Genomic DNA, 20626 nt, shown 5'->3' on the forward strand with positions numbered 1-20626 from the left:
GTGATTGCTAATTAATAAGCAAATCAATTAACGTGAGTAGCACTCTACCAGCTGTTATAATTGCAATCTAAATTAACTCACCAATAGCCTATTGTATTGCCAGAACCAATAAAATTACCATCAATTATAACTAAATTTGTCCGCATGTTTGTCCGCAATAAATTTTTATTTCATTCGACATTGTTTAACACAAGTTAGTAAAACCTTTATACGAAGCCGTTTTTATATTTTGATTTCATTGTATTATATATAGTCATGAATGGGCGGCATGATGTAATCTTTGGTAACTTTCGACCATCAAACATATATATTGGTAACAGTTTCTTCATATTTAAATTATAAATAAAAGAGAGCAAAAAATATGCTTTTTTGTCCTTGATTCAGGGATGGTTAATTATCTCTCATACATTTACCATCACACGTCTGCTGTTTGGTTTGGATTCTTGACCTTTCATAAATATAGGCATGGGCTGAAAATTTGTGAGTATATGAAAAGAACCACAGATTGTAATCTGTGGGTTCTCTTTTTACCATCTTTTTATAAAGTGCTGATAATTGCATATTGAAACCCTGATAAACCCTTATCTATGCTGCTTAAGCACCTGCCGGCACCATGCCGATTTCGTGCCGAAATCATGCCGGAATGAATTTATTTTGTATTTTAAGTTATTTTAAAAAATGGCTTTATTTCAAGCTTTTACCGCATTTATATATATATCATTTAATGCAGTTTTAATCAAAATTAATCAAGTTCGAAATGGAAGGCTCTATTGATTACAAAGAAAAAACTTTTTATTACATCAACAGGGTTAAATCTTAAAATATTTTTTGGTCTGGGGTTTGCTTTACCGCTGCTAGGATAATATTTTAAATTGTGATAAGTAAATATTTATTCTAGAATGGAGACTGTGGAGGTTGAGGGAAAACGGTCTAAAAAACTATCAAGAGACTACCGAGACTCCTTGATACGGAAATTGAAACTGATTGGACCACTGATATCCTCCACAGTCTTTTTGTTTGTATCATCTTTCGTAACTGAACCAAGGAAAATTTGGCCCGTCTAGTTTGGCTTCCTAGACCATTAATCAATATAATCTAGGGCTGAAAAATTCTGAGTACCTAAATTCAATGTTTTTTTATTACATAATTGTCCCCGAATTTGTCCCCGAAACATTTTTAAACTATTTAATGGGATTTAATGTAAAATGAATATAACATTGATATAATAGCTTTTTATAAAGATTCTTTAACAATATTAGACAATAATTTATATAAAATTTCATCCTTTGATGATGTCCTTTTCCATGTCATAATTTATTTAAGGTTAGATAAACAACTGTTAATATAGAAATAGAAGATAACATTCAGTAATAGTGTCTGAAGGGAGAAACAAAATGTCAGAGAAAAATATTTTAGCAGAATCTTATAATAAAACCTCTTATAAGGCGCCTAGTCATGGTCCAAGGAATATTCATGTGTTAAAAGAGGCATTCATGAATATCGATGGAGCGATGGAAAGCGAGATGTACGGTAAGGGCCAAGTCATCGACGATTTCCAAGCGAAAATGGCTAAGTACCTTGGTAAAGAGTCTGCTGTCTTTTTCCCAAGCGGAACAATGGCTCAGCAAATCGCTTTACGAATTTGGTGTGACCATAAGGGAATCAATAAAGTGGCCTACCATCCATTAAGCCATTTAGAAATACATGAAGAAGATGGATTAAAGAAATTGCACCATATTGAGTCTATTTTATTAGCAGATAAAGACAGAGTTATTCAACTTGAAGACGTTGTAGGATTAGAGGAGGACATTGCCTGTTTATTGCTCGAATTGCCGCAACGAGAGATTGGCGGACAACTTCCGGATTACAAAACACTGGAGGATATTTCGGCTTATTGTAAGGAAAAGGGGATTCGTTTACATTTAGACGGAGCAAGACTCTTTGAAATTCTACCTTACTATCAAAAGTCTGCTGCAGAGGTTTGTGCGCTTTTTGATAGTGTGTATGTTTCTTTTTACAAAGGAATCGGCGGGATTGCAGGTGCGATTCTCGCAGGCGATAAAGCCTTTACGGATGAATCGAAAGTATGGAAAAGGCGTTATGGCGGCGATTTAATCAGTCTTTACCCTTACATCTTAAGTGCCGATTATTATTTCGATCAACGAGTGGAAAAAATGAATCAGTACTATGAGGAAGCGAAAGAATTTGCCCGCTGTTTTAATCAATGTCATGGTGTTTTTACCAAGCCATCGGAACCAGTCTCCAATATGTTTCATGTCCATTTTGATGCACCAAAAGAGGAAATGGAATTGATATTAGTATCAATCTACGAAGAAACTGGCATTGGCTTAACCAGTTATGTTCGCGAAGTTAATAAGGCAGCAAGTAACTATGAAGTAAGCATTGGGGATTTGTATTCCCAGCTTCCAAAAGAAGAATTATCAAAGGTTTTTAAACTTTTAGATGAAAAAATGAAGGCATTCAAAAAGAGTTAACTTCATCCATACAAATAAACTCCCCATTTTCAGATTCAGAAATGGGGAGTTTATTATGCTATATGATATAAGGACCTAAGAATATTGTTAATAGTAAGATGTGAATACCAACAAAATACATAATTCTAACTGTACCGGTCCAATGATTTGTTTTTTTCGTATGAATCGTTAACCAAAAAGCAATGATTGCGAACAAGATCATGTAAAAATACGAACTGCCGGTAAAGGTTAAGTAATTTGGTGCGTTTGTATAAATGTTATCCACAAAAAACCGATCTTTCCAAATGACCGCTGCAATAGCGTAAAGCCCAATTCCTGTATAAAAGTACCAAGCCGGGTCACGATCAGCGATTCTATTTCTGAAAATATACATAAACACAATGAAAAGAATGGGCCAAATAAACCAAATAATTGAAAAGGCAATCCCAAAAAATGACGAAGTTACCATGCCCAGCGTTTTTCCAAGTGCATGCAGCCAATCGTCTTGCGTGAACTCAATTAAACTACTTATTGCATCCTTATTAGATGATGATATTTTTATTTTATGTCCATCACCGACCAAATCCACCCATGCAATGGAATCTTCATTCATCCACTGCGGATTAGTTGAAATTTCTGGAGTATTGCTGCGTCTCTCTGTTTTAGTCCTGCCTTCTTCGTATATATCAGCTGTATAGATATTAAAGGTTGAACTATCATTGAATTGAGTTTCTGTTCGCCCATTAGCATGAAATAAAATAATTGGTTTATCATTTTTTAATTTAAGAACGACATCTGAAACCTCGGTCAGGTTTTTCGTACCGGCTGGGTCTTGAAAATGTAATTCAAATAGCCGTGGCGTATCCTGGCTAGTAATCTTTGTTTGTACAAAATAATTGAAAAACTCTGGATTTCCTTGTGAGGATTGCAGTTCCTCCTGGAGTAAAAGTGCTAAGGTTTGATTTTCCATTGCAAAGGAGATATCGTTAACAACTTTTCCAGGGTCAACCTTTAATCTTGTTTGATAAACCGTATTTATTTTTCCGTTATTTAATTGGTGCAGAGTAAGATCGACTCCGTTTGGATCCGAAGCATAAGCTAGTATATTTACTCCCTCTTCGTTTTCCTGAGGAATAATATTCAGTTTCTTTAAATCAACATCCATAATTTTTTCGGATTTCTTACTATCGGGTGAAAGCTGAAAGAGTTCGTTTTCTTTTACATAAAGAATCATGTTTTCGAGAGGATAGAACTTCTCAATATTTGTAATTATAGTATTTTTATCTTGATCATAAATATTTTTGAAATCAAAGTAGATGATTGTATCATCTTGCTGAAATACTTGTGTCCATTTATCTACTGGTATGTCATAAGTATTCTGGTCTTTAACCTTGTAATCTTTTCCAAGTGTTGTAGTGGCCAATTTTCCATCTTCAAATCTAGTAAAAACAAATTCTCCATCTTCTGTCACTTTGACAGGAGGCAGTTTATTGAGATTGGTTACTCCAACCGTTAAGGCCCTGCTCCAATCTGAGGCAGGCGGTTCTGTCACTTTAGTAAAGTTTTCATAAAATAATAATAGCAATCCGAAAATAAGGATGACCCCAGGTATTACCCAATATAGCTTTGTTAAGAATTTATCTTTCATTTTTATCCCCCAGTAACACTCAAATTCTCTATTTATTTTAACAAAAATAATAGTAACATAATTCTGACAGAATAGGCTATTTCAAATACAATTCACTTGTAAAAAATTGTTATATAACTAATTCCTTTGAAAATCTAAGTTAAACCGCTAACCTTTTCATGTTAAGATTACTAGGAGAAAAAGATTATTAGGAGATACAAATGAAAGAGAAGAAAAAACTACAAGAGGTAGATTTATATAAACCGATACAGAGGTATTTTTCACGGGAAGGCTATGAGGTTTATGGTGAAGTAAAGGACTGTGATATGGTCGCAGTTAAAGAGGATGAGCTGGTCATTATTGAATTAAAGCTCACCTTAAGTGTAGATCTTCTTATTCAAGCAGCCAAACGGCAAAAGGTAACAAATCAAGTATATATAGCGATTCCTAAACCTAAGGTCCGGATGAATTCCAAGCAATGGGCAGATAAATGTCATTTAATAAAAAGACTAGAACTAGGTTTGATTGTCGTTTCCTTTCCAGGAAATCGCTCAAGTGTAGATATACTCATCCACCCAACTCCCTTTAATCCTAAAAAAGGCACCGCTAGAAACAAGATGAAAAGAGATGCCATTTTGAAAGAAATTAACGGACGCAGTGCCGATTTCAATGTTGGGGGCAGCAGTCGAACGAAAATCATGACTGCCTACAAAGAAAATTGCATACAAATTGCGTGTTTCCTAGATAAAATGGGACCGTTATCCCCGAAGGCATTAAAAGACCTTGGAGCAGGTGATAAAATACCCTCTATCTTAACGAAAAACTATTATGGATGGTTTGATAGGATTAAGAGGGGAACCTACATCCTTAATGAAAAAGGAAAACTTGAGATGCAGGAGTTTCAGGATCTCATAAAGTATTATTTAGAAAAACTAGAAATAAGTGACGGGGGAGAATCCAATTGAAGAGTATTACAGTTGTTTCCCTGCTAGATGTCATTAGTGAATTATTTTCAGAGGAAATTTCGATTGCGGTCTCGGATACTAGTGAGTATATCTATTATCGTCCTAGTAAAAGAGTGGATTTGAAGATACGGCGAGGGGACCTTTTGAAAGAAGGGACTATTGCATATAAAGCGGTATCTTCTAGACAGAAGGTATCGGAATTTATCGACCGGGATGTCTTTGGCATCCCGTATATGGGATGGCAGTTCCATTTTTCCACGAAGGGAAGTTGGAAGGGTGTGTTACAGCGATTTTTCCTGCTTTAACGAGCGGAAAATTAGTTGTAACGATTAAAACCGAGGATGGATGGATTCCCATGCCTTTTTCCGAAGTAATTTACTTAGAGGCGAAGGAGAAAAAAACGTTTGTAAACGGAAAGGAACATTGTGGCACCCATAAAAACACCTTACAGGATTTTGAATTTTTGCTGCCAAAGGATGATTTTATCCGCTGCCATCGCTCGTTTATTGTCAATGTCAATCACATTAAAGAGATATTTCCTGATACCCATTCGACATTTATCTTATCTATGGATAACGGAGACAAAGTGCCAGTCAGTCAATCCTACTCTAGCTATTTCCGCAGGCTGCTTGGGTTCTGACTATGCTGCTTTAGAAACTGAATTTGCTGTCTTGTCTGAATATTTCGTAGTTAATCCTCCATTTTCCTTTATGGTAAACCCTTTCAGTTAAAATAAGGGCAAAGGGGAGTGGGATGGATGATGGACAATAATTTAAAGCGGATTAGAGACCCCAGGCTTTGGGACAAGGTCGTGACACCTGAAGAGGCAGCGGATTGGATTGAAGATGGGATGACATTGGGATTAAGCGGCTTTACACGTGCTGGTGACGTGAAAGCAGTTCCGTTTGCATTAGTAAATCGAGTGAAGTCCGAAAACTTTAAAGTCAATGTCTATACAGGCGCATCTTTAGGCTCTGATGTAGATAAATTATTTGCAGAAGCAGGTATTCTTGGAAGGAGACTGCCGTTTCAGGCTGATCCAACTATGAGAAAGAAAATCAATAGCGGTGAACTGTTATTTGTCGATCAACACTTGTCACACACAGCTGAATTGGTACGTGCAAACGTGATTGCTCCTATTGATTTTGCTATTTTGGAAGCGGTATCAATTACAGAGGATGGTATGGTTATTCCAACTACATCTGTTGGCAATTCATTATCGTTCGCGTTAAATGCAAAGTCAATTATCATTGAAATCAACCTAGCTCAAAATGAAAATCTCGAAGGACTCCATGATTTATATGAACCAGGGAAACAAGGGGAGAGGGACCCAATCCCGTTAACAGAAACAGATGACCGCATTGGAACACACGGAATTCATATTGATGTCAATAAGGTAAGAGGCATCGTTTTTACCAACCAGCTTGATTCTCCGTCAACAATTGTCCCGCCGGATGAGGAAACAGATATCATGGCCCAGCATTTGCTTCAGTTTTTACGTAAAGAGGTGGCTGATGGCAGACTTACAGAACGCTTGGCCCCGCTCCAGTCAGGGATTGGATCCGTCGCTAACGCAGTTCTTCATGGGATGATTGATTCCGAATTTCAAGATTTAGAGGTCTATTCAGAAGTATTACAGGATGCGGTGTTTGACTTAATTGATGCAGGGAAAGTAAGAACTGCCTCCTGTTGCTCGATTACTCTTTCAGATGGAAAAATGAAAGAGGTATTTGCTCATTTTGAAAAGTATCGTGACAAATTAATCATGAGACCGCAGGAAATATCGAACCATCCGGAAATTATCCGTCGTCTTGGATTGATTTCTATTAATACGGCTTTAGAAGTAGATATCTATGGAAATGTTAATTCTACACATGTATTAGGTACAAAAATGATGAACGGTATCGGTGGATCTGGAGACTTTGCCCGTAACGCACGATTGGCCATTTTTGTAACAAAGTCGATTGCAAAAGGTGGAAACATTTCAAGTGTCGTTCCATTTGTTTCCCATGTGGATCATACGGAACATGATGTAGATGTGATCGTAACTGAGCAGGGCTATGCAGATTTGCGTGGTCTTGCACCAAGAGAACGGGTGGAATTAATGATCGAGCGTTGTACCCATCCAATGTACCGAGAGCAACTTCGTGAATATTATCAAGAAGCTTTGACTAGAGGTGGTCAAACACCGCATGTATTAGAAAAAGCCTTCTCTTGGCATACTAATTTTGCACAAAAGGGGACCATGTTATTTAAAGATACTTGAAACGGTTTAAAAAAAGATTTCAGATATTAATTTGCATTAATAGGAAATCTCTGTTATAGTAAAGAAGAATTATTTTTGTCTGTCAGTTGGATTAAAAAGTTTTCAAACTTTACGTCTAAAGAACTGAGCAAGGATAGTAACACAATGTGTGCACAGCACACGAGGAGGAAACAACAAATGGAACAAGGTAAAGTAAAATGGTTTAATGCAGAAAAAGGTTTCGGATTCATCGAAAGAGAAGCAGGAGACGATGTATTCGTACATTTCTCAGCTATCCAAAGCGAAGGTTTCAAAACTTTAGACGAAGGTCAAGCAGTTACTTTTGAAGTAGAACAAGGTCAACGTGGACCCCAAGCTACTAACGTTCGTAAAGCATAATTAGAACCGACATATATAAAAAGACTCTCATTTGAGAGTCTTTTTTCGTTGTTTTAGGAGTAATCGTGCCCGAGAATGAGGAAAAGAAGGGTTCTCGGTAACGAGTAGGAGCTACTCGTGCCCGTAAACAAGGAAAAGAAGGGTTATCGGTAACGAGTAGGAGCTACTCGTGCCCGTGAACGAGGAAAAGAAGGGTTATCGGTAACGAATAGAGGCTAATCTTACGCTTTAACAAGGAAAGGTAGAGTCAGAGGTAACGATTAAATTCAATCATGCCCAAGCTTTATTCAAAATGTTCACAAAGCTAAAAAAAACCCTGCTCAGTAATTGAGCAGGGCGGGTAATCGAAAAACGTAAAACGTAAAGCAAATGGTAGACACAGTATAGCACACAATCACCGCAATCCCTAATTATTTTTGAAAATAATTAAAAAACTGCCCATTTAACGTCTTCCAGCGGCTTTTTCAACCTGAGCTTGATGTTTGGCATCAGCTTTTCCATCAACATGGCGTGTGCTATCTCCAAAATAAACATCAAAATGTCCGGTAATCCCATTGTTTGCGATATACTCACGTTCATGAGGCATAAAACTCATGCTAGCTGCTATTTTTCTCCCATCTATTTCGAGGATTACCGCTCTTGGTGTCCAGGAAAATCCTCCCCAAATACTTTTGGCAATGTTGGAATCATTCGTCGTAACCGTCTCACTGTCAGCATGGTTCGCACCAATGGTACGTTTTATATTAAAACTTCTCCCCGTTGCAAAGTCTGTCACTTTTGCTGTCTTTCCAATGGTAAAAATATATTGAGCCTCCGTCAACCAATCCATATATTCTCCATGTCTTTCACTGACAACTTCTTTTACTCCAATGTTGTGAACAGGTATTCTCAATTTTTGACCTACTGTAAGCATACTGCTCCTTGTCAGGTTGTTGGTTTTTAATAATTCGGCCTGAGGAACTCCATACCTTACGCTTAAGTCCCAAATGTTTTCACCAGACGCAATGGTGTGCGTGGTATAAGTAATGATATTAGTTCCGGTCTGAGTAGGTGCATTCAATCCATCTGGTATTGTTAGAGCTAGCCCCACTTGTAATAAATCGCTATCTAAATGGTTCGCGACTCGAATACTTTCAACTGGAACATCAAATCGTTTCCCGATTACGGAAAGACTGTCCCCAGATTTGACCGCATATGTAAAGGTTTTTCTCTCTTCTTTGACAAGTGGTGTGGGTACAGGAGCAGGCGGTTGTGTCGTTGTGGCGCCAGCAGCCGGAATTGTTAACGTTTGTCCGATTGATAGATTATCACTAGTTAAGTTATTCGTACTTCTCAAGGCAGTAACAGTTGTCCCGAAGCGATTAGAAATACTATATAAAGTATCCCCCGCCACCACAGTATAGTGTACAGGTACAGGAGCTGTCGGCTGTGTAGGAGTTGCGCCAGCAGTCGGAATGGTTAAGGTTTGTCCGGTCGAGAGAAAATCACTGGTTAAGTGATTCACACTTCTTAAGGCAGAGACAGTTGTCCCGAAGCGATTAGAAATACTATATAAAGTATCCCCCAACACTACGGTATATTGTGTTGGCGCTGGTACAGGTGCAGACGGTGCTGTAGGAGTAACGCCAGCAGCCGGAATACTTAACGTTTGCCCAATCGAGAGAATATCACTAGCTTCGCACTTCTTAAGGCAGCAACTGTCGTCCCGAAGCGATTAGAAATACTCCATAAAGTATCCCCAGCGACAACAGTGTAATAGTTTGATCCCGATGACGGGACAGTTAATACTTGTCCAACCTGAAGAAAATCTGTGGATAATTGATTGGCGCTTTTCAATGCCTCAGGTGTGGTTCCAAACCTTTTTGAGATACCATATACAGTATCACCTGCCGCCACAGTGTAGGTAGTGTTAGAATTTCCATCGGATTGAGCTACACTGGCAGGGTTGTCTACAGCTTGCACGGAGTTCCTATCATTCGTACTTAACGAGATAGATGTTACCGCCATGCCTCCAAGGATGACCTTAATCATCGTAACCTTTAAACCAGGGTAGCGTTCTTTTAAGATTTGCTTCGCTGTTGCTTGGAGGCTTTTATCTGAAGAGGATTCGCTGCCTAGTTCGGCACCAAACTCCGATAACGGATCATGCAGGTATATATATAACGTAAATTCGTCACTTTGAGGATTCAATTTTCTAATTTCATGTTTTAGAACGTTCAACTTGTGTAAGATTCTCCTTTCGATAAAAAACAAATTTAAACCTTAGTATTCTTCAAGAAAACGATAATATGAGGTTGTTTTACAATAGGTACTATAGTCCCAGAGGATTATTTAAGGAAAAAAATCATATTTAAAAGGTTTAAAGGACTTTTTGTTGAAATAAGTATAGTAAGTTTTCCATTGGTGAGGTGGGATAAAAATTGAATGATATCCAATATGCTTTTATAAATGAATTTGGCCATTATGGATTCGATTTTGATCAACCAGAGACTTCGACCCACTTTATAATCGTTTCTATCTTAGTAAAAGGTTCTGATAAAGAAATCCTCGAGCGAGAAGTAGAAAGAATTAAATTAAAACACTTACAAAAAAGAGAAGTCGACGATAATCTTCGAATGGAAATCCTAAAAGATCTAAAGGATTTACCATTTAAAGTGTATGCGTATGTTATTGATAAACGGAAAATTAGGGAAGACAGCGGCGTTACATATGAAAAGACGTTTATTAAATTTTTTAATCGTAAGATTTTTGATGATTTATATCGTACCTTCGACATCCTTGATCTTGTCGCTGATGAACAGGGATCGAAGGAGTTTATGCAGGAATTTACCGCTTACGTAAAACAGAGGTGCATCCCGGACTTATTTAATTATTCCACCTTTGGTTTTAACAATAGCCACTCCGAAATTCTTCTTGAATTGGCAGAGTTTATTGCTGGGACAATAGCGAAAGGGTATGACGGAAAACATCACTCTAAACAGTATCCATCGTTTTATAAACTTTTGAAAAACAAAATCATCACCATAAATCTGTGGCCGCATGATTATAAGCACTATCTCTATGACTACCATTATGAAAAAACGGATTCAGAAAGCGATCAGATTATCATTAAACAAGCTGTAAATTTGGCTTATCAGTACATTGAGGAACATAGAAAAAGTGAAGAAGAGGATGAAAGAGTCCGAATTGATTTACTAAAGTTTCTTCTATTTAATCTGAAGGAAAATCCGGATGAGTACGTATATACGGAGGAAATTCTTGATAACCTAAATGCTATCAGAGTGAACAAAATCAAACAGCATTATTTTCGTTCAAATATTGTATCGAAGCTGCGCGATCATGGGTTATTGATTGCCTCCAGCAATAGAGGCTATAAACTGCCGGTTTGTTTAAATGATTTATATGATTTTGTTAATTTATCAAGTTTAACCATCCATCCGATGATTCAAAGAGTTGCCAAGGCCAGGGACCAAATCTTGCTCGCAACAAACAGGGATATAGACATTCTAGAAAAATCAGAATATGAATACTTAAAAAGAATGATCGAAATGGAAAAAACAGCTTTAACGAATGGCAAATAAGGGGAAATGGAAATGTTTTCATACAGAGTAGATGAAGAAATATCGATAGAATTATTACAGCAGCATCATAAGGAAGAATTATATGATTTAATCGATTCAAACCGTGAACATCTTCGGAAATGGCTGCTATGGGTAGATAAACGGAAATCAGCAGATGATTTCGAGCCAATCATTCCGATTTGGATAAGAAATTATGCGGATAATAATGGCTTTGATGCCGGAATAAGGTACAACGGGAAACTAGTTGGGATGGTAGGACTTCATTATATCGATTGGAAAAACAGCGCCACCAGTATTGGCTATTTCCTGTCTGAAGAAGCGCAGGGTCATGGGATTATCACAAGGGCAGTATCTTCGTTATTAAAATACTTATTCGAAACCTTAATGATTAATAGAGTTGAAATCCAAGTCGCTGTAAACAATCATAAAAGTATTGCTATACCTGAGAGATTAGGTTTTGTTAGTGAAGGAATTAGACGGGATGGACAATGGCTATATGACCATTTTGAAGACATAGTAACGTTCAGCATGTTGGCAAAGGATTGGATAAATAAATAGTAAATACAACTCGTTCACTTGGACGAGTTTTTATTTTGGATTAAAGTCAGTAGTATAAATGTAAAAATAGGATAATAAATATTTTATTTGGAAATCTACTGGAAATTAATCGGTTTCTGTAGGTGGCTAGAAATGAACAATTATACCAATGACAATACAGCCAGACGATACAAAGCACATGTTAGCATTTTAGGCATCTCTCAAATTCACTTACGAAACCCTTATATTATTGCTTGGTGGTCCGCTGCGTTTCCTGGATTCGGACATATGCTTTTGTCCAAGTACCTTAGAGGGTATGTACTATTTATTTGGGAAGTTATTGTGAATATTAAGGCTCATGTAAATCTAGCAATGATTTACTCTTTTCAAGGAAATATTGATTTGGCGAAGGAAGTTTTAGACACAAGATGGCTTTTAATGTATATTCCAGTTTACCTTTTTACCATATGGGATAGTTATCGAACAACGGTTGATATGAACAAAATTTATCTTTTAGCAGACAGTGAGGATCACAGTTTTAATACCTTCAGCCTAGGAGCAGTTGAAATAAATTACCTTGATAAAAGAAATCCTGTTATTGCTGTGGTATGGTCGTTATTCATGCCTGGTCTTGGTCAGCTATATGTAAATAGAATTATGACAGCTTTTTTCGTTATCTTTTGGGTGGTCGTATTCTTTTATTTTTCGCATGTCCAGGAGGCCGTTTCCCTCTTGTTTTTAGGCAAAGTAGGGCAGGCCACCATTGTCTTAAATCCTGAATGGCTCTTATTCCTTCCATCACATTATGGTTTTGCAGCTTTTGATGCTTACATGAGTGCAATCGAAAGTAATAAACTCTACAAAGAAGTACAAATGAAATATTTAAAAAAGAATTACCAAGCAACAGGTTTTCGACTACTAAAAGGACAAAAGGTGACGTGATCCGTTTGCAGTTCTTTTCCACTTTTGAAAGTAACGCTTTTTTAGAAATAGCTATTTCACAATTGGAGAAAAAGGGGATTAAAAAAGAAGCTATATTTGCGATCCCACTAGATAATAGGACAGAGGGACGCAAGGTTTTTGATTCCACACATCATTCAGACGGTACTTCATTTAGTGATATAGGGATAGCCCTAGCAACTGCCTTTTCGGTAATTGGTGCTAGTATCGGATTTAAATTAGCCTGGGGTCCAATTTACTGGGGACTTATTGGTGCCTTTATCGGATTTGTACTAGGATTGGCAATTAGACTTTTCACTGAAACAGTTTTAAAGAAGAAAAAACGAGTTTTAAAAGGGAAGCATTCAGAGGTTATTCTCATTATTGATTGTGAAGAAACACAAGCTGAGTTAGTCGAGAATATTCTTTGGAACTATTTTGCATTAGGAGTAGCAAAAGTGAATTGAAAAAGCACCACTTTTGAATCGTGGTGCTTTTCTACGAAGAGGGTCTTGAAAACTCTTAACAATCCGCAACGTTCACGTTTGGTACTTTTCTAGTAAATAACTTTGTATTTGTTCCAATATAGACTCCGGTTAATACAAATGCAGCCCCGATTCCATGAGCCCAGGTGAAGGTTTCCCCTAAATAGATGGTAGCCATCAATACAGCCGATACCGGCATGACATTAATAAAAATTGAAGCTTTGGCTGCACCAACCTCTTTGATTCCGTAATAATACATGATAAAGGAAACGACGGTTACAAAAATACTCATATGGGCAATCGCAACCCAGGTCGAAACATTGGCCTGCGCAATATCCTGCCAGGACGTTTCAACAAAAGCAAACGGTGCTAAAAATACCGTACCAAACGCAACCGCGTAAGTAGTGGATTCCACGGCACTATATTTTTTCAAAACCACTTTACCAACCACACTGTATAAAGCCCAACTAATGACGGCACCAAGTAAAACGAAATCAATCGTTTCAAAGCCTAATTGAAACAATGTTAGGATATGACCATCTGTGATAATAAAGGCAGCCCCCGATAGGGCAATTACCATGCCAATAATATGATTCTTCGTGATTTTTTCTTTTAAAAATAACCCAGATAGAAGAACAATTAATACCGGGTTTGAGGCAATAAACAGTGAACTCTTAATCACTGGTGCCTGTTTCGTGGCAATAAAAAAACAGATATTATAGAGTGCGATACCGGTTAAGCCAAGAACTGCAAATAATCCATAATCCTTCAGTGTTGGTTTCTTTCGGTTTTTTTCCATAATCCACATAAGTGGAAATAAAAGAACTGCAGCCCCTAAAAATCGTAAAAATGCTACCGTTGCCGGTTCAAAGCTTTGAACGGCAATTTTACCAGCAATAAAAGCACTTCCCCATGTAGCCGTCGCAAAAAACAACATACTGTAAATCAACCATTTATTTTTCATACCAATCCCCTAATTCATAAACTGTAATAACTTGTATTTTACCATCTTTTTCGAATTTCGAAATAAAAAATTTTAATCTTACAACTTTTTTTCAGCCGTCCAATTCATACATAAAACCCCTTTAGTTGGAAAACGATATAAAAACTGGGAGGGGTGTACGATGAGGAAGAAAATCTCCAAGTTGTTGATGAAAAGTCTCAATACAGAACCAGAATATAAGGAAAAATCCAATACAGAAGAAATTACATTAAAAAAACAAGACATTAGCAGCGACTATGAACAAAATTTAGCGACTTTCAAGACAATTTTTAGTGTGCCTTTAAATACGGATGTTAAGGTACGTGAGTTTATCATCCGTTCACTAAATCGCCGTGCCTTTATTTTTTTCGTCAGTACCATGGTTGACCTAGAGCATATTAAAGAAAGCATCATGGAAAAACTATTGGGAAACGAGGAGCCTTCAGCTAAGATTGAAGATATTGTTTCCTACCCAATGGCAAAGACTGCAACCAATATAGGAGAAATAACTGAATTCATTTCGGGTGGAGTCACTGTACTCTTTGTGGAAGGCGATTCTCAATGCTATTTATATGAAACGACCAAAACGCATGGCCGTTCCATTGAAAAATCAGATAACGAAGTCATTGTAAAAGGGGCAAAAGAAGCTTTTAACGAAAAAGTCGTTGATAATATTGCCTTAATCCGTAAAAAGATTAAAAATGAAAATCTTATCGTTGAGTCAAAGATTATTACAAAACGTTCAAGAAATGATGTATTTCTTGTTTATGAAAAAGACTTAGTGAATGATGAACTACTTCAAACAATAAAAGATAAGTTATCCTCTCTTGATACGGATAAGATTCTCGATTTAAGTATTCTTGAGCAATATCTAGAAGAAAGACCAAGGTCACTATTTCCAACTCTATTATATACGGAACGTCCTGACCGGGCAGCCTCATTCATTGAAGAAGGTCACATCATATTATTAATGTCAAATTCACCAAGCTGTCTGATTCTTCCTGCTACCTTCTGGACTATGTTCCATTCGCCAGAAGATCATTACTTGCGTACACCCTACGGTAATTTCATTCGGATTTTGCGATTCCTTGCCCTGTTTGTTGCCGTTTTTACCTCTCCATTATATATTGCGATTACAAACTTTCATGTCGGCATGATCCCGCCAGATTTATTGATGGCGATTGCCGGAACCAGGGAAAGGGTACCTTTTCCATCAATAGTGGAAGTCCTCATGATGGAAATTGCTTTTGAGCTTATTCGTGAAGCGGGTTTACGTGTGCCATCTCCCATAGGTCCAACCATTGGGATTGTCGGTGCGTTAATTTTAGGTCAAGCCGCTGTGCAGGCAAACATCATTAGTCCAATTGTCATCATCGTCATAGCCTTAAGCGGATTGAGCTCATTTATTATCCCGGATGGAAGCTTGAATTTTGCCATTCGTATTACACGATTCTTATTTATTTTTTCAGCTGGCTTTATCGGAATTTATGGAGTGATGGCTTTATTAATGGCAGGACTTTTTTATTTAACGTCATTGAAGTCATTTGGCACACCATATTTTGCACCGATGACACCACATTCTTTTTCTTCAAAGGACTTAATAATCCGTCATGTTCCAATGAAAGAAAGGTTTCGCCCAGGATATTTAAAACCAAAGGATATCGTTAAACAAAGAAAGGGATAAGAATATATGAACCAGCACCCTGGAAAACTAGGAATTCGTGAATATGTTTCCATCGCTATATTAATGGTTGGAGCGAAAGCCACGGAGGATACACCAAACATGCTGTACAGTAAAGTACAAAATGCAGCATGGATGCTACCGCTACTATCAGCCGGAATCTTATTTATCCCTCTTTATTTATTATTAAAAACAATGGCTTTGTTTCAAGGGAAAGATTTGTTTTCCGTTATTAAAAACATACTTGGAAAATATTTTGGTTTTATTGTTTGTTTGGTTATATTTATCCTTAGTTCATTAGGGGTTTCGGCCGGTACCAGAACGTATATTGATATCATTCGAGCGTTTTATTTTACGTCAACACCTAATGTGATCATCTATGCTATTTTAATGATTATCAGTGCATATGGTGCTAAAAAAGGCCTTCAACATATTGGATCGGTATCTTATCTGATTGTTTTCTATGTGCTGGTCTCTTTGTTTATTGTCTTTTATCTCAGTATGCAGCATGGCCAAATTCAATCCATCTTTCCCATTTGGGGTCCTGGCACGCTTGAAATTTTGAAGCAAGGCCCACAACAACTAACCTTATTTGCTGAGTTTTTTTTATTTGCGATGATTATACCGTACTTCACATCCAACAAAGTTTTCAGTAATGGAACTTGGATTGCGTATGTTTATGTCAGTATCCAAATTAGCGCCGCAACTTTTCTTTTTATCTGTATGTTTGATACCTCACTAGGTGGAATTGGTTATCCATTCCACACAGTGATTCGTTTTATTTCGCTTGGGGAATTTATTCCGAATGTCGAAATCATATTTTTCATCATTTGGATTATCAGTGCATTTATTCGGTTCACTGCATTTTTGTATATAAATGCTCTCATGTTTGGTCATATTTTTAAAATTAAAGACTTTGAATACTTGATTCCATCACTTGCAACGATTTATTTATTGATTGGAAGCATTCCCGAATCACCCATGGATGCCGGTCTAGACTTTAAAGCACCTATTACAAACATAGTGGGTCCAACGTTTGCAGTTATTTCGATTCTTTTATGGCTGGTTGCATTGCTAAAAGGAGAATTTAAACATGCTAAAAACAAAAACAGTATGTAGATTATTGCTTTATTTCGTCATGATTTGCATTTTAACAGGCTGTTGGGATCGTGAAGAAATTGAAGATAAATCCTATGTCATCGGGCTGGGACTTGATCGTTCTAGTCAGGAGGGTAAAATTAAAGTTACCATGTTACTAGCCAATCCCGAGGTGGGGAGTATGCAAGGCGGTGGCGGTTCAATAGAAAAACCGCAAGAAATTATCTCCTTCGATGCCAATGATTTCATTGCTGCAAAAGCAACTGCTAATGCAGTCATCTCCCGCAAAGTAACTTATGAACTATTAAAAATTTTTGTTGTTTCTGAGGATTTCGCAAGGGACAAAATCTTTCCTTCTACGTTCTATGATATTACAAAGGATAAAGAAATCCACCAAAATAGTTATATAGCTGTATCTAAAGAAAAGGCTAGCCAGTATTTTATTCATAATCGCCCGAAAATGGAAACTAGACCGCATAAATACTATCAATTTATGATCAATCATGGAATTGAAAATGGGCTGATTCCGGATTCTACACTCTTCCGTTATCTTCAAACAACGGAAAGAGGGACAGACCTCTTTTTGGCGATGTATACCACAGCCGAAAAGCAAAAGCATCGTGAAATAAAACAGGAAGATGAATACATGGCAGGTGAGTTGACTGCTACAGGGGAACTGGATGATACCCAATTTATTGGATCAGCGGTCTTTAAGAATGGCGTAATGATTGATAAGCTTACCGGTCAAGAAACACGCGTTATCAATATTCTAGATGATACTACGAGTATTAATGCAATATTAGTGAATTTCTCTGACCCCTTTTCTGACAATAAGAAACAGTTTTCAGCAAGAGTCTCGAAGACAAAAAACAATACAGTAAGGATGAACCTGAAGGGACCAAAGCCCAAGATTTTTATAACCATACCTCTAGAGTATGAAATTATGTCAAACCCAACAATGGTTAACTTTTTAAAGGAAAAAAACCGACAAATCTTAAAACAAAAAATAGTCAAGGATATCGAGGTCTTAAATGAAAAAGTGTTAAAAAAATCACAAACCCAATTAAAAGGTATACCATTCCCTTTATCTTTTTATGCGCGAAAATATTTTGGAACGATTCAGGAATATAAAAAATTTAATTGGGCTAAATCGTACATAAATGCAGACATTCACGTTAAAGCAGATGTTAAAATTGTGGATTATGGAAAAGTTATAAAAAAGCCGATAAAGGTGGGGGAGTAAGTTGCAAATTCTTATTGGTCTCGCTCTGTTCTCGATTGCGGTTTATACCTGTGGCTTTGGTGTAACTTTATGGAAAGAAAAACAAAAAATGAGTGCAATTGCAGTTTTTTTCCTTTCAGTTACCATTATCATTCTCCCGTTCTTTTCGATTTTCAAAATATCATAAAAATGGTTTATCTTAGTAGGAAAAACACTGCTATTTAATCACTGGCAAACAAGTATTTTATCTGGTATTATTGGAAAATATATAGCGAGGTGATAGAATGGCTAATGCAAAAGTTGGCGATAAGATTTCCTTTAAACGAGAGGGGAATTCTTTAGAAGGTGTGGTTACGGGAGTAAGGGAAAATTCCGTAATGGTTCAATACGGTGTTTCAAAAGAAAAGGATGAACCCTTGATCACGATTGTAAATCATAAAAATTACAAAATTTCAAAATAAGAAGCAACCTAAATGATAATCCTTCCAACAAATAAAAAATCCCTTTCATCCAAAGGGATTTTTTTCATTTATTCTTTATTCATGATTGCGTTGTCCTTTGTCATTGCCGGTTAAATTGTTTGCAGCATTTTTAGCAGCATCGACTGCATTCATAGCGACATTCTCAGTGGTTTCCAAGGCACTATGAAGAGTATGAAAGGCAGCACCTGCTGTTTCTTTAATACCTTCTGCAACACCTTTGTTGTTTTGCTTTTGGTTAGACATCCTGTTTCACCTCCTAGACAGATATAGGTTATGTAGTTTAGATTGCACTATACGGGATGATTGCAAGGAACAAGCATCGGAAAAATATTTCCATTTTGCTTATTCATTCTATAGGGAATAGTAAAGTTGAAAATATAATGTATTAGGAGGAATTAGGATGGAAGAAATGAAAAAAATGGAGAAGTTGCTTCGGGATTATGGTTATCCAGAAAAAGCAATTCCACGTTTAATGAGAGAAATAAGTTCAATGAACTATGATAAGGTGAAAAAGCTAATCCTGCCATATAACGATATGACAGCTGGAAGATCGTAATGAAATTCATGAATTAATCATAATAACATTATGTAAACTAATAAATGAAGAGCCAACATCAAACCGGCCTAAGTTAGCGAATACAAAAACTGAGGAGGCTTATCGAAATATAGAATCCATTTTGGATGATTGGTTCAAAAGTTAAATTTCAGAATTAAAGCCAGTTTCCTTTGAACTGGCTTGTTTATATAATTCCTGCTCCGGATTACATAACTTATGCAAAGACGCCGCTACTATGGACTCATACCAGTAAAAACATATATTTCAAATTTTTGGTGAATAATAGTAGCAATATGATGAAATTCGGTGGTCCTCATGCAAAGTTTAATAAAAATCTTAGTTCCACGGCAATTATTTTTAATGCTGATACTTTCGACAGGATTGCTAAATCATGTCATCTTGATTCCCAATCTTCTTCAGGCAGCTGGCAGGGATAGTTGGATAAGTGTTATTGTTGCATATCCTATTTCTCTTTTATTTCTTTGGCTAATTTATTTCATTGTTAAAAATAGTCCTAATGAAGGGTTCTTTTCAATGATAGCACAACGTCTAGGAAAGGGTTTTTCCATCCTATTCTCTATTCCGGTCATGCTATTCTTATTCCTTAGCGCCTTTATTACATTAAGGGACTTAATGATATGGTTAAAAGCTTATTTTCTTGGTGAAACTGCTGTTTTTGTCATTAGCTTCATCCTCATTTTAGCATGTTTCTTAGTAACTCTTGCTGGTGTCAAATCAATGGCAATCTCGAGCGGTTTGTTACTCCCCCTAGTTATTTTATTAGGAATATTTATTGCACTTACAAATACTACGGTTAAGGATCCGCATCTCTTATTTCCTATTCTGGCGGATGGATATGTTCCTGTTTTGAAAGGAGTAATCTATGTACTTTCCGGACTTCTTGAAATTTACATCGTGATATTGTTACAGCCATTCTCCCAGGAACAAATAAAATTTAAGCATTTGTTTATTTTATTGACTGCCTTAACAGGCTTAATATTTGGCCCACTTTCTGCTGCAATCATGGAGTTTGGCCCAGCTGAAGCTGCCCATTTTAGGTATCCAGCATATGAACAGTGGCGTGTATTAAGCATAGGGGAGTATATTTCTCATTTAGATTTTTTCGCTTTATATCAATGGCTTGCTGGAGCATTAATTCGTATCGGTTTATTCATGTATCTTTTAGGCACATTTTTCTCCAAGAAAATGAAACATTACAGATATTCCATTTTAATTCCTATAAATATGAACAGAAAAGCTTTGGTAAGTAGGAGAAGTAAACAAGCCAGTTTCATAAGTGACTGGCTTTTTGTAATAGAAGGATTATAAAACAAGGTAAAATTAGAACCTATT

At 36.8% G+C, this 20626-nt stretch carries 20 protein-coding genes and 1 pseudogene; 16 read left to right on the forward strand and 5 right to left on the reverse strand.

Annotated elements, in window-relative coordinates; genetic code table 11:
- The first annotated feature begins 1394 nt into the window (after positions 1-1394).
- Positions 1395-2495 (forward strand): threonine aldolase family protein, encoded by a 1101-nt coding sequence (locus tag CHI06_RS25730; protein ID WP_095251503.1) that lies wholly within the window; start codon positions 1395-1397, stop codon positions 2493-2495.
- 58 nt (positions 2496-2553) lie between these two features.
- Here the strand turns inward: CHI06_RS25730 and CHI06_RS25735 are convergent, their stop codons facing one another.
- Positions 2554-4122 (reverse strand): hypothetical protein, encoded by a 1569-nt coding sequence (locus tag CHI06_RS25735; RefSeq protein WP_095251504.1) that lies wholly within the window; start codon positions 4120-4122, stop codon positions 2554-2556.
- A gap of 200 nt (positions 4123-4322) precedes the next feature.
- On the opposite strand from CHI06_RS25735, the gene CHI06_RS25740 reads away from it, so the two are divergent.
- The 4 genes and pseudogenes from CHI06_RS25740 to CHI06_RS25755 all read left to right on the forward strand — a co-directional run bounded on the left by CHI06_RS25740 (position 4323) and on the right by CHI06_RS25755 (position 7710).
- Positions 4323-5066, forward strand: a complete 744-nt coding sequence (locus tag CHI06_RS25740) for a DUF2161 domain-containing phosphodiesterase (protein WP_095251505.1) — start codon at positions 4323-4325, stop codon at positions 5064-5066.
- Positions 5063-5706, forward strand: a pseudogene (locus CHI06_RS25745) (LytTR family DNA-binding domain-containing protein). Before CHI06_RS25740 ends, CHI06_RS25745 begins: the two are co-directional and overlap by 4 nt.
- Before the next feature lie 120 nt (positions 5707-5826).
- The gene (locus tag CHI06_RS25750) at positions 5827-7332 is read left to right on the forward strand and encodes an acetyl-CoA hydrolase/transferase family protein (protein WP_095251525.1); all 1506 of its coding nucleotides are present in this window, start codon (positions 5827-5829) and stop codon (positions 7330-7332) included.
- Positions 7333-7509: 177 nt separating this feature from the next.
- On the forward strand, positions 7510-7710 hold the full coding sequence (locus CHI06_RS25755; protein WP_026568674.1) for a cold-shock protein: 201 nt from the start codon (positions 7510-7512) through the stop codon (positions 7708-7710).
- A gap of 442 nt (positions 7711-8152) precedes the next feature.
- Here CHI06_RS25755 and CHI06_RS25760 read toward each other — a convergent pair whose 3' ends face one another.
- Positions 8153-9214, reverse strand: coding sequence for a LysM peptidoglycan-binding domain-containing protein (locus CHI06_RS25760; protein ID WP_441296725.1), 1062 nt, complete (start codon positions 9212-9214; stop codon positions 8153-8155).
- A 137-nt stretch (positions 9215-9351) separates the two neighbouring features.
- Entirely contained in the window at positions 9352-9930 is a 579-nt protein-coding gene (locus tag CHI06_RS25765) for a LysM peptidoglycan-binding domain-containing protein (RefSeq protein ID WP_095251507.1), read from the reverse strand.
- A gap of 200 nt (positions 9931-10130) precedes the next feature.
- On the opposite strand from CHI06_RS25765, the gene CHI06_RS25770 reads away from it, so the two are divergent.
- From CHI06_RS25770 to CHI06_RS25785, 4 genes are all read left to right on the forward strand, one after another.
- Entirely contained in the window at positions 10131-11291 is a 1161-nt protein-coding gene (locus CHI06_RS25770) for a DUF3800 domain-containing protein (protein ID WP_095251508.1), read from the forward strand.
- Between the two features lie 12 nt (positions 11292-11303).
- Complete coding sequence (locus CHI06_RS25775) at positions 11304-11849, forward strand: GNAT family N-acetyltransferase (protein WP_095251509.1); 546 nt, start codon at positions 11304-11306, stop codon at positions 11847-11849.
- 132 nt (positions 11850-11981) lie between these two features.
- On the forward strand, positions 11982-12770 hold the full coding sequence (locus tag CHI06_RS25780) for a hypothetical protein (protein ID WP_095251510.1): 789 nt from the start codon (positions 11982-11984) through the stop codon (positions 12768-12770).
- A gap of 5 nt (positions 12771-12775) precedes the next feature.
- Complete coding sequence (locus CHI06_RS25785) at positions 12776-13234, forward strand: hypothetical protein (RefSeq protein ID WP_095251511.1); 459 nt, start codon at positions 12776-12778, stop codon at positions 13232-13234.
- Positions 13235-13289: 55 nt separating this feature from the next.
- Here the strand turns inward: CHI06_RS25785 and CHI06_RS25790 are convergent, their stop codons facing one another.
- Positions 13290-14216: a DMT family transporter gene (locus CHI06_RS25790; RefSeq protein WP_095251512.1), complete on the reverse strand. Its 927-nt coding sequence runs from the start codon at positions 14214-14216 to the stop codon at positions 13290-13292.
- A gap of 160 nt (positions 14217-14376) precedes the next feature.
- Here CHI06_RS25790 and CHI06_RS25795 point away from each other — a divergent pair, with 160 nt between their 5' ends.
- From CHI06_RS25795 to CHI06_RS25810, 5 genes are all read left to right on the forward strand, one after another.
- Positions 14377-15918: a spore germination protein gene (locus CHI06_RS25795; protein ID WP_095251513.1), complete on the forward strand. Its 1542-nt coding sequence runs from the start codon at positions 14377-14379 to the stop codon at positions 15916-15918.
- 6 nt (positions 15919-15924) lie between these two features.
- Positions 15925-17034 (forward strand): GerAB/ArcD/ProY family transporter, encoded by a 1110-nt coding sequence (locus tag CHI06_RS25800; RefSeq protein ID WP_095251514.1) that lies wholly within the window; start codon positions 15925-15927, stop codon positions 17032-17034.
- A complete protein-coding gene (locus tag CHI06_RS25805) occupies positions 17009-18256 on the forward strand; it encodes a Ger(x)C family spore germination protein (protein ID WP_095251515.1) in 1248 nt (415 codons plus the stop codon). The genes CHI06_RS25800 and CHI06_RS25805 overlap by 26 nt, the downstream gene beginning before the upstream one ends.
- Before the next feature lies 1 nt (position 18257).
- Positions 18258-18422, forward strand: a complete 165-nt coding sequence (locus tag CHI06_RS30060) for a hypothetical protein (protein WP_179292787.1) — start codon at positions 18258-18260, stop codon at positions 18420-18422.
- A 97-nt stretch (positions 18423-18519) separates the two neighbouring features.
- Positions 18520-18696 carry a DUF2187 family protein gene (locus CHI06_RS25810; RefSeq protein WP_095251516.1) on the forward strand — a complete coding sequence of 59 codons (177 nt, stop codon included), beginning with the start codon at positions 18520-18522 and terminating at the stop codon, positions 18694-18696.
- A gap of 75 nt (positions 18697-18771) precedes the next feature.
- On the opposite strand, the gene CHI06_RS25815 is transcribed toward CHI06_RS25810, so the two are convergent.
- Positions 18772-18960, reverse strand: a complete 189-nt coding sequence (locus tag CHI06_RS25815; protein WP_095251517.1) for a hypothetical protein — start codon at positions 18958-18960, stop codon at positions 18772-18774.
- A gap of 157 nt (positions 18961-19117) precedes the next feature.
- Between CHI06_RS25815 and CHI06_RS30065 the strand changes: the two genes are divergently transcribed.
- Together CHI06_RS30065 and CHI06_RS25820 are read left to right on the forward strand one after the other, a co-directional pair.
- Positions 19118-19273 (forward strand): hypothetical protein, encoded by a 156-nt coding sequence (locus CHI06_RS30065; protein WP_165978996.1) that lies wholly within the window; start codon positions 19118-19120, stop codon positions 19271-19273.
- Positions 19274-19588: 315 nt separating this feature from the next.
- Positions 19589-20602, forward strand: coding sequence for an endospore germination permease (locus CHI06_RS25820; RefSeq protein WP_095251518.1), 1014 nt, complete (start codon positions 19589-19591; stop codon positions 20600-20602).
- Positions 20603-20626 lie beyond the last annotated feature (24 nt).

This window comes from Bacillus sp. 7884-1 (assembly GCF_002272245.1).
GTDB lineage: Bacteria > Bacillota > Bacilli > Bacillales > Cytobacillaceae > Neobacillus.